Source organism: Howardella ureilytica (assembly GCF_054657495.1).
On the sequence record NZ_BAAHYP010000017.1, the window covers coordinates 1 to 10,937 of the forward strand.

Annotated in this window: 8 protein-coding genes and 1 other RNA gene; all 9 read right to left on the bottom strand. The window is 38.4% G+C overall.

Going from position 1 to position 10,937, the window contains the following annotated elements:
- Positions 1-2,895 (bottom strand): Cna B-type domain-containing protein (locus ACYQ1N_RS07370; RefSeq protein ID WP_459834449.1); only part of this gene is annotated, 2,895 nt, incomplete at its 3' end.
- Positions 2,896-3,312: 417 nt separating this feature from the next.
- Positions 3,313-4,728: a pyruvate kinase gene (gene pyk / locus ACYQ1N_RS07375; RefSeq protein ID WP_459834451.1), complete on the bottom strand. Its 1,416-nt coding sequence runs from the start codon at positions 4,726-4,728 to the stop codon at positions 3,313-3,315.
- 409 nt (positions 4,729-5,137) lie between these two features.
- Positions 5,138-5,501, bottom strand: a transfer-messenger RNA (tmRNA) gene (ssrA, locus tag ACYQ1N_RS07380).
- Between the two features lie 88 nt (positions 5,502-5,589).
- Positions 5,590-6,060 carry an SsrA-binding protein SmpB gene (gene smpB / locus ACYQ1N_RS07385; protein ID WP_459834453.1) on the bottom strand — a complete coding sequence of 157 codons (471 nt, stop codon included), beginning with the start codon at positions 6,058-6,060 and terminating at the stop codon, positions 5,590-5,592.
- A gap of 18 nt (positions 6,061-6,078) precedes the next feature.
- Entirely contained in the window at positions 6,079-8,085 is a 2,007-nt protein-coding gene (gene rnr, locus ACYQ1N_RS07390) for a ribonuclease R (protein ID WP_459834455.1), read from the bottom strand.
- A gap of 71 nt (positions 8,086-8,156) precedes the next feature.
- On the bottom strand, positions 8,157-8,405 hold the full coding sequence (gene secG, locus ACYQ1N_RS07395) for a preprotein translocase subunit SecG (protein WP_459834457.1): 249 nt from the start codon (positions 8,403-8,405) through the stop codon (positions 8,157-8,159).
- A 172-nt stretch (positions 8,406-8,577) separates the two neighbouring features.
- Complete coding sequence (locus ACYQ1N_RS07400) at positions 8,578-9,417, bottom strand: hypothetical protein (protein ID WP_459834459.1); 840 nt, start codon at positions 9,415-9,417, stop codon at positions 8,578-8,580.
- A gap of 4 nt (positions 9,418-9,421) precedes the next feature.
- The gene (locus ACYQ1N_RS07405) at positions 9,422-9,748 is read right to left on the bottom strand and encodes a hypothetical protein (RefSeq protein WP_459834461.1); all 327 of its coding nucleotides are present in this window, start codon (positions 9,746-9,748) and stop codon (positions 9,422-9,424) included.
- The gene (locus tag ACYQ1N_RS07410; RefSeq protein ID WP_459834463.1) at positions 9,748-10,116 is read right to left on the bottom strand and encodes a hypothetical protein; all 369 of its coding nucleotides are present in this window, start codon (positions 10,114-10,116) and stop codon (positions 9,748-9,750) included. The genes ACYQ1N_RS07405 and ACYQ1N_RS07410 overlap by 1 nt, the downstream gene beginning before the upstream one ends.
- Between the last annotated feature and the right edge of the window lie 821 nt (positions 10,117-10,937).

Consider the following 10,937-nt stretch of genomic DNA (forward strand, 5'->3'; position numbering starts at 1 on the left):
GCTCTCTCCCGCTTTAAGATGAAGCTCTTTTGCGAATGCCGTTGTATCAGGTCTTACTCTGTCCTGATTGTTGTTATCATCCCACTTCTTTGTTACAACCACGTTTGTTCTCTCAGGAGTATGAGTATTGGTAATTACTCCTCCGTTGAGCGCCGTGTTGTTGTCTGTTGTATATCCGCTTACGGCATCCTCTTTTACACTGTATGTTATAGGTGTGCCTGCCGCGTTCTTTGCAAGATTTGTGTATTTTACGGTATATGTTCCGTCGTTGTTGTCAACAACACTCGGTACAACTCCCGTTACTTCTGTCTCGCCGTTCATCAAATGAAGCTTTGATGCAAAATCATTTGCACCCGGTCTGATTCCGTCTCTGTTGTTATCATCAACCCAGTTCTTTGTAACCGTGATATCAATAACTTCAGGAGTATGAGTATTGGTGATCGTCTCACCGTTCTTTGCTGCGGTTTTATCTGCCGTATAGCCGTCAACGCCGTCTTCTTTTACCGAATAATTGATTTCGGTACCGTTTTCATACTTTTGAAGATTAGCATATTCAATCGTATAAGTATTATCACCGTTATCTCTGATAACAGGCGTTGCGCCTTCAACGACAGTATTATCCTTCATCAATGAAAGCTTTCCGGCAAATAAGTCCGTACCCGGTCTTAAGCCGTCACGGTTACCGTCATCATTCCATGATTTAGTAACAATTAACGTAAATGTTTCAGGCGTATGTGTGTTGGTAAGTGTTTCACCGTCTTTTACGACAGTTTTATCCGCCGTGTATCCGTCAACATTTTCTTCCTTAATTGAATATTCGATAGGTTGGCCGTTACTGTTCTTTGGCAAATTCTCATAAGAGATTTTATATGTTCCGTCGAGATTGTCCTCTACAACAGGTGTTACTCCATTAACTTCAACATCATTATCTCTGTATAATTTAACCATTGAAGCAAATTGTGAAGCGGAAGGACGCTTACCGTCCTGATTGTTTCCGTCGCTCCATGCCTTAGTGATTGAAATATATGTCGTTCCGACACTATGAGTATTTGTTATGGTTTCGCCGTTTTTTACAGTATATGTATCGGCTTTATATCCGTCTACGATATCTTCTTTAACCGAATATTGAATATCCGTACCGTTTTCTTTTTTCGGAAGACCTGTATATTTTACGGTAAATGTACCGTTTCCGTTATCGGTTACGGCAGGGACGACTCCTACAACCTCGTTATCGGCATTATCACCCTTCATAAGGTGTACCATGCCCGTATATTCTGTGGCTGTCGGTCTGATACCGTCCTGATTATTACCGTCAACCCAATTTTTTGTAATACTTATATCAACCGTCTCCGGTGTATGAGTATTAACCAGCGTTTCACCGTTCTTTACGGTTTCGGCACTCGGAGTATAGCCTGTTATACTATCTTCTTTTAATTTATAGTCGGTATTTTCACCGTTGATATACTTATTCAGGTTGCTGTAACTTATTGTATAAGTGTTGTCATTATTGTCGGTAATTACCGGAGTTACACCCGTAACCTCCGTATTGCCGTTCATAAGATGTACTTTAGATGCATAATCGGAAGCGTTAGGTCTTAAACCGTCACGATTGTTGTCATCATCCCAGTTCTTTGTTACCGTGAAAGAAACTTCCGTACTTTCCTTGCTTAAAGTCATGGAAGCGCCTACATTAGCCTTGTTAATTACCGCGCCTACCATGTTTTGGAATCCCTCGGGATTTCCGCTTGTATCCAGTTTTGTACTCAGTAAACCTTCAGGCGGATGATAAACTTTCAAATCGCCTTCCATCCATGCCACATCGGCAGATACCGAAAAAGACAGGTTGTCTGCAGGTTCGTTGTCCGATACAAGCTGAAAACTTTCTCCGGCACTGACAAAGGTTCTTCCGTTAGTAGTCGTAACTCCGTCAGGTAATTGAAATGCATATTTTGCGTAATAATTACTTGGAGCATTTAAAGTAAGCGTACCGGTTTTCCACTTTTTATCAGTTGTATCAAACTTAAATTCGCCGTCTCCCGTAATAGAAACCGCAGATGACGAAGGTTCGCTTTTAAGAATGTTTGCACCCTTTAAACCCAACAATGAGTATGTCAAAGGTTTCTTTTCAACAGGTGAATTGTCCGGAACTCCGTTCTCAGCCATTAATGACCAGACCGCATTGGACGTTGCTTCATAAGCCTGCTGTTTTGTAAGATAATAGCTGTCTCCCATTATCGCAGGTAATACCTGAAGCGGATCACCGAAATTTGTGGCAATAATCGCCTGATAAAATGGAAGAGACTGTATCTGTATCCTTGTAAGTCCTGATTTGGTCGTTGAATCATTCCCCATATCAAATACTTTTTTTACAAAGTTCTGAAGTTTTTCGTATTTTTCGTTTTTACTCATAATATCACTGTATGTAAAAACTTCATTACCGATTTCATCAGGAAAGTCCTCTCGTATAACCGAAGGAGGAACTAAAAATTCGTTATATTCTTCAACTGTAATAGCATCAACTTTATCTGCATTGCTGTACAGATTAGCTCCGTTATACGGATAACCCGCATAAAGAATTGTCTCCAGCTGACTTGTCATTGCATTGATTTTTTCGGAATCGGTAATACCGTTGGCAATCAAAAAATCTTTGAAATCCATAGGGCTGTAATTAGCTTCTGTCGGTAATCCCAATTCTTTAGACGGCCATGCAAGACCGTTGTTCATACAAAACAATATAATATTTGTGTCATGTACGAAGTAAATGTCGTTAGCCGTATCATGATCCACCTGTATCTTATCCGCTGTTTCGGCAGCAGATACTCCCAAAGGTGCAGATGGTATGAAAAACATTACAAATGCAAGAATCCATACTGCGATACGTTTTAATATCTTCATCCTACTCTCCTTCCCCTAATAATATAAAACGTATAACAAATGTGATTATTGTAATGGTAGACTTAACAGCGCCCTAAGATTAACACAATTACAACCCCATATCCATGATACATATGCTTTTTTTATCATTATAAGCATATTGTAAATAATTGTATTTTTTGATAATTCATAATTATTTATACTCTGACACAACATGAAAATATCCCTTTAATAATAAAAATCACCCATGTACCGTATATATTGAATAACTCAATTTACGGTATACAAAGGTGATTTTTTGAATATTTTCTTCTATATTATAATTATATTTATTGTATTTATCACGTTCATTGATTTTAAAAATTTTCAGTATCTTATTGATTCAACCTTCAAAACCAAAGAATTCCATATTTTCAATACTTTACAGACTTTCGGTACTTATTCAACATTCCATACTCTGATTGTATTTGTCCTGTTTTCACCGATAGGAACGCCTGCGCTGAGAACTATTCTGTCCCCTTTTTCAACGTATCCCTCTTCCGTCGCTCTTAATACACAATGTTCAAATATGTCTTCCATATTATCTCTGCTCTCTCTGAGCATAGGCTGTACACCGCGATACAGAGCCATTTGATGATATACTTTCAAATTATTTGTCGAACCGATTATCGGAACAGACGGAAGATACTTGGACATTCTTGACGCTGTATTTCCCGATATTGTAACGGCAATAATGACTTTGGCATGAACATCTTTTGCCAGAGAATCGGCTGCACGGCTTACCGCATTTACGATATCATCCGCATTCATGGCATATCCCACGGGAACTCTCGGTAAATGTTCATAATCTTCTTCGGCCTGTTCGCATATTTCCGCCATGGTCTTAACCGCCTGTACCGGAAAACGGCCTGCCGCACTCTCTCCGGAGAGCATAACCGCGCTCGTTCCGTCAAACACGGCATTGGCTACATCACTGATTTCCGCTCTTGTAGGTATTGGATTGTTCGTCATTGATTCAAGCATCTGAGTTGCTGTAATAACTATTTTACCTTCTTCCACACATCTTGTGATTATTTTTTTCTGTATTCCGGGAAGAAGCACATAGTCTACTTCAACACCCATGTCTCCTCTTGCAATCATTATACCGTCAACAAGCGGAAGTATTTCTTCGAAATTTCTTATTCCCTGTGTACTTTCAATCTTCGCAATGATTTTTACGTCATCGCCTCCGTTTTCATTAAGGAAGTTTCGTACGGCTTTCGCATCGTCCGCCGTTCTCATAAATGATGCCGCAACATAGTCCACCCCTTCTTTTGCGGCAAATACAAGATCGCTTTTATCCTGATCCGATAAGTATTCCATTTGAATGTCGACTTCAGGTATATTTATACCTTTTCTGTCGGTTAAAATTCCGCCGTGAATAACTTCACAGTGTATTTCGGTATCGGTAATGTTCGTTACTTTCAGCACAATCATTCCGTCGTTAATCAGTACTCTGTTACCTTCCTTAAGTTCCTTGGGAAGACCCTTATAAGTAACGGAAACCGTTGTATTGTTTCCCTGTTTATCCTCTGTGGTTAAAATGAACTCACTTCCGTCCGAAAGTTCCGCTTTTCCGTTTTCAAATGTTCCTATTCTTATTTCCGGTCCTCTTGTGTCCAGGAGAACCGCGGCAGGGATTCCCAGTTCGTCCCTTACTTTTCGAAATGTCGTAATATTTTTACGGTGATCCGCATGAGAACCGTGGGACATATTCATTCGCCCGACATTCATACCTGCCTTAAAAAGCTCTTTAATAACTTCTTCACTTCCGGATGACGGACCCAATGTACATATAATTTTTGTTTTTCTCATATTCACCCTCCGCTTTTTAATCAAGTAATTTGTTCGTTGTTATTTAATGAGTGAGGTTAGCATATTGAAACTTTGATTACAAGTTACGACAAAAAAATTGGTTCTCATAATAAATATGTTAAAAAATAATGTTACGACTCACAAATCACAGACAGCAAAAGAACAGCTAAGATATTGTATTCACATTTATACACGGTTAGTAAAAATGAAAATTTCATAAGAATAATGTTTTACGGGGATTTAATTAGAATATCCGTATAAAATTAATATATTAAAAGAATTTTAAAAAACAGTTTTTTATTATCAATTAAGATATATAAAAAAGGACGTAGGTTAACCCACGTCCTCAAAAGAATAAACAAGCCTAAACAGCATCCAATAAAGATAAACTGTTCTGATTTATGCTTTTTAGTGGAGTAGACGAGAGTCGAACTCGTGTCCAAAGACAAATTCGCGTGTACTTCTACTATCATAGTTACTCTCGGAATTCCACGGTATATATGAAAGCAACAAACATATACCGTGTATCATCCTTAATACGCCTAACGGTTAGGATGCATTGCCGCTATCGTTTCCTACATATTTATGAGATCCGAGTCCGATAAGTGTAGGTGCTTTCGAATCAGACCGCCGGTAAACCGGCTTTTGCCGCCTTAATTAGGCAGCTGCTAATTGTCTATTATCGTTAGCGTTTATTTTAGGTTCGCGTGTGTCGTACAGCTTACGGATAGCTTCTCCACCTTCATCATCCCTGTCGAAACCTTTACTACCCCAATGGAGTCTGATTATATCATTTATACAATATAATGTAAACTTCATTTAACCGATTATATCGGCACGGAAAATTGTTGAAACTTATTATTAATATAAATTTTTGATTTTAAACTCTTTAACGGCTTCTCGTTCCTGGTCTTTTTTAGCTATATCTCTTCTCTTGTCATACTGCTTTTTACCTCTGCATAAACCTATTTCCAACTTTACTCGACCGTTTGACAGGTGAACGTTGAGAGGCATTATCGTATAACCTTTTTCCTTTACGGCTCCCGCAAGTTTAAATATCTGAAACTTATGTAGTAAAAGCCTTTTGGGTCTTAACGGATCTTTGTTGAATATATTTCCCTTTTCATACGGTGTCACATTCATGTTGTAAATAAATATCTCTCCGTTATCGATTTGAATATATGACTCTTTAATTGAACATTTCCCCTGTCTTATGGACTTTACTTCCGTACCGTGCAGTTCTATGCCTGCTTCATATTTTTCTTCCACAAAGTAGTCAAAATATGCTTTTTTGTTGTTGGAGAGTATCTTATACGGTTCTGCCTTTGCCATAATTCCTCCTGATTATACTCAGTTATATTCCTTAACTAAACTGAATGTTATTGTTTTTAATTCAGCGTCCGCATCTTCAACCTTTACTCTGAGCTTTTGTCCTATTCTGAATTCTCTTCCGCCGGTCTCTCTCATAAGAATAAGATTGGTTTCGTCATATACATAGTATCCGTCTTCAAGTGAAGAACACGGTATAAGACCTTCAATGGTATTAGGAAGCTCCACATATATTCCCCACTGTGCAAGTCCTGCTATTATGCCGTCAAATTCATCACCGATATGACGTTTCATATATTCCGCCATCTTAAGTCTTACGGCTTCTCTCTCAGACTCTATAGCTCTATATTCCATCTCCGAAATATGCTGAGCAATATCCGGAAGAGTCTTTCTGAGAAAGGAAATATTTTCTTTGCTCAGATTTCCGTGAAGTTTCTTTTTTATTATTCTGTGATTCGTTAAATCGGCATATCTTCTTATCGGAGATGTAAAATGACAATAATATTCCGCTGCAAGTCCGAAATGTCCTATAGGTTCATATTTATCGGTGAGCTCACCGTTTTCAATAACCCTTATCGGAGTGGAATAAGACGCTCTTTTCATACATCTTAATGTCATCATGGAAATATAGAATTCATCATCCGTTCCCTTAACCGAATCTATAAGTTTTTGAACATCCGTGGACGTAATGTTATTTAAATCAATAGGAAATCTGTATCCGAGAGCCAAAACAACTCTTTTAAGATTTTCCAACTTTTCCGTATCCGGATCTTCATGAGAACGATAAATCAAAGGAGTGCCCGCCCATTCTTTATCAAGAGTGACATATTCGGCAACGGTTTCATTTGCTATAAGCATGAGTTCCTCAATAATTGCCGTTGCGGAATTGCGAAGTCTCGGAATAATGTCAATAGGATGTCCCTCGTCGTCCAACTTAACATCGGCCTCGGGAAATTCAAACTCTACCGCACCGCTTTCCTTTCTTATCTGTCTTAAAATATCCGATAATTCCTTTAAGTTAACCAGATCCGGATAAATATTTTCCATAAAACCCGATACGCTGTCCGGATTGTCCAAAGCCTCCGCTACCTGATTATAAGAAAGTCTCTTTGTAACATTTATAACGGTTTCGGCTATTCTTTTATTTACAATCTTTCCGTTATTGTCAAAGTCTATGATACAACTGAGAGTCAGTCTGTCGGCTCCTTCCACAAGAGAGCATATTCCTGTTGAAAGCTTCTCCGGAAGCATCGGAATTACTCTGTCAACGGGATATACGCTCGTACCTCTCTCCTTGGCTTCCAAATCGATAGGGTCGCCTTCCTTAACATAATGAGTAACATCTGCTATATGAACGCCCACATGATAACCGTTTTCATCTCTGCTTATTGATAAGGCATCATCATAATCTCTTGTTTCTTCTCCGTCGATGGTATATACGGGCACATTTCTGAAGTCTTCTCTGCCGTCATATTCATAAGGTTCCACGGATTTCGGTATCTTTCTTGAATATTGTATTACTTCTTCCTGAAACTCCGTAGGGATGTCTTTTGATTTAAGAATTGATAAAATATCTATACCCGGCTTATCTTTATTGCCGAGTACTTCCATAACCACTCCGTCGGGTCTCTTATCCTTTGTTCCGTAGTGAATAATATTTACCAAAACCTTATCGTTATTCTGTGCATGTTTGGATTTATTTCCCGGAATGAATATATCAACGGCTATATTTTTAATATCCGGCTTAACGAAGCCGAACTTATTACAGTCATTATATGTTCCCACAACAGAAGTTATCTTGTGTTCGAGAACCTCCGTTATTATTCCCTCTTTACTGCCTCTTTCAACGTCTTCCCTGACTACTTTAAATCTTACCGTATCGTTGTGAAATGCCCCGTTTAAATTCTTTGCGGGAATAAAAATGTCATCTGAACCGTCCTCCGGCTTTACAAAGCCGAATCCTTTTTTGTTACTTATAAATATGCCTACATCCGGGCGTATAACCTTTTCTTCCTGATTATTATCCAATTTTATCCTCTTTCCTCTGTTAAAAATCTATCCTAAAAAAGGCACTCTTTAAAGAGTGCCTGATTGTCCTATTATAAAATATTAAAATTAAGTAAAATCCCCAGACCGAAAAAGATTGCAATAAAAATCCAAGACCATTTTACAATTCTTCCTTCTTTCGAGTGAGATTTGTTCTTGCTCCAATAAGTATCCGTATCTGACGAACCTGTAAGAGCACCGGATAATCCACGAGACTTACTTTCCTGAGCCATTGTTATAATAACCAATATTGCGCTGGCGGCAAAAAAAGCAATGGTTAAAATTATTCTTAAACTGCTCATTACACTCCTCCGATGTTATAGTATTTTGTAATGCTATCACAGATACGGCATAAAATCAATATTTCAGAAAATTGCTTTTAATTATCACATGTAATTACAAAAAACTTTTTATACTTATTTTTAAATTGATATAAATACAATTTCTCCCGCATAAGTAATTCTCCTTTATTATTTATATTGTACTAAATTTATTGTAATATCTGATTCTGTCTATTAATCTTGCGTTATGTAAAAAGTAATATGCGAGACCACTTACGAATATTACTTCTTTTGACATATCATGATGTTCTCTGATAACATAGTCGTAATTCACCATCGACTCTAAGAATTGTCGTGATGGTATACCGTCTCTTGATATAGGGTTTTCCGGAGCTCCAGTTGTCACTGCATATGCGGTTATATAATACACTTGATCTCTAAGTTCTAAATGATACATAAATTCAAAGAAATTTACCCGACTTTCCATAATTTTATTTATGTCCTCGTTTAGAAACACACTCCAGATTTTGTCATGCATAGGAAACATAATGTTATATTTTCCCATATGGCAATAATCTATATTTGGTATTCTATGTTTTTCAAGACAAAAATACCCCCACAATAACATACCGGGTGTTATAATTTTAATAGTTATCTTTTTGCCGACAGATGTAACTATTCCTGCCTTTATCTTTTTCTCAACATTTTCTATCTTTGGTGCAATATCTTTTTTTAACTGTTCATATTCATCCATCTTCTTCTTTATCAGTTGGTCTCTGTTTTTACACTTTCTGATTGTCTGCGAAAATGGTTTACCGTAATTAGGGTCTGTCGGTTCTTCTCTCCCCTCTAATGCGTCTATAAACATTTGAGTTTCTGCTTTATCAGCAATATGGTCTTCTTTGAAACTCTTATAACTTTTTTCGAGATAACTCCCCGACCCCGCACTTTTTAAATCCGCAGCATCGAACGCTATTTTTGTCATAATTCCTGCAATCAAACGACTGCCTTTATCACTCATGCCACTTCCCATGCAATCACATCCTCTCAACCATGTTCGCTATAGTATATTTCATTAAGATATTCTCACAGTCATCACTCGGTATCATATTCACCTTATCAGACATGGTTAGCATTTTACAAAACTCATTTTTATTTCCTTCTTCAAATACGACCCATGAAGGATATTTTATATTTAACTCAACTTCGTCGTTGCCGTTTACATGGACTATTAATGAGTTAAAAACAAAGTAATCCTCCATCTCTCTGAATTTTTCTAAACACTCACATACTGTATCAAATTTCTTCCTGTCGATGATTTCATATCCACTGTCATTTATTATTCTTCCGATACTTCCCTTCATTATTTATCCTCCAATTCAAATACTTTATGATAGCCGAGCGAAATCTTAATGTCTCCGTTTGTTTTACATGATATTTCTGCATTTGAAGATGTCCGTATTATCTTCGACAGAATATCCGGATTTTTTATGTTTAAACTCTTCCCTGTGACTGACACATATACAGAACCTCCACTTTTCACAGCATCAATATCTACCTCTCTGCCGTCAAAAGCATATGGTAATGTCTTTGTAACGGTGTCTATTAGTTTGATCATTGATTCTACCGGCTTAGTCTTCATAGACTCATATATCATAAGCTCTCTTAAGAAATCTAATTGATCCGGCGTAAAGTCTTCAAAATCATCCGATTCATAAAAATAACTTTTCATGTTATTACCTCTCTTTCCAAAATGTTATTCTTTTTCTGCGTAACTTATTCAACTGTTCTTTTGTGTATCACATCCTTTCTTTTCCGGCACTTACCTGCTGCCGTAATAAGGGGGCAAGGCTGTACCTGTACCTTTTTTACCTGCTCCCTGCTTACTACTGCAAGGGGGACTCAAAAGCTGCGTTGCCTTGTCCCGGTTTCGTAAGGGACGGCTTCCTTCTGCCCTTACTTACTACTGCAAGGGGGGGGCAAAGATTTACGCCGGAAGGATCCGGCAGCTGCTCTTGCCTTTCACTTACTACTGTAAGGGAGGTCAAAGATTTACGCCGGAAGGATCCGGCGGCTGCTCTTGCCTTTCACTTACTACTGTAAGGGAGGTCAAAGATTTACGCCGGAAGGATCCGGCAGCTGCTCTTGCCTTTCACTTACTACTGTAAGGGAGGTCAAAGGTTTAAGCCGGAAGGATCCGGCTGTTCTTGCCTTCACTTACTACTGTAAGGTAGGTCAAAGATTTAAGCCGGAAGGATCCGGCTGTTCTTGCCTTCACTTACTACTGTAAGGTAGGTCAAAGGTTTAAGCCGGAAGGATCCGGCTGTTCTTGCCTTCACTTACTACTGTAAGGTAGGTCAAAGAAGTTAGCAGGCGTTCCGTACATTCCGTAGGGTGCTAACTCTGCTTGCCTTCACTTTGCTACTGCAAAGGGGGGTCAAACTTTAGCGGGTGCCCGTACGTTCCGTAGGGTACTAACTCTGCTACCCTTCACTTGCGTACTGCAAGGGGTGGTCAAGCTTTAGACTGCTTAAACCGTCACGGGCTTTCAAC

Excerpts from the sequence above, each read along its gene's own strand:
- pyk (WP_459834451.1), bottom strand. The coding sequence starts at position 4,728 with ATGAGAAAAACAAAAATTATATGTACATTGGGTCCGTCATCCGGAAGT.
- smpB (WP_459834453.1), bottom strand. The coding sequence starts at position 6,060 with ATGGCAAAGGCAGAACCGTATAAGATACTCTCCAACAACAAAAAAGCA.
- secG (WP_459834457.1), bottom strand. The coding sequence starts at position 8,405 with ATGAGCAGTTTAAGAATAATTTTAACCATTGCTTTTTTTGCCGCCAGC.
- ACYQ1N_RS07400 (WP_459834459.1), bottom strand. The coding sequence starts at position 9,417 with ATGGGAAGTGGCATGAGTGATAAAGGCAGTCGTTTGATTGCAGGAATT.
- ACYQ1N_RS07405 (WP_459834461.1), bottom strand. The coding sequence starts at position 9,748 with ATGAAGGGAAGTATCGGAAGAATAATAAATGACAGTGGATATGAAATC.
- ACYQ1N_RS07410 (WP_459834463.1), bottom strand. The coding sequence starts at position 10,116 with ATGAAAAGTTATTTTTATGAATCGGATGATTTTGAAGACTTTACGCCG.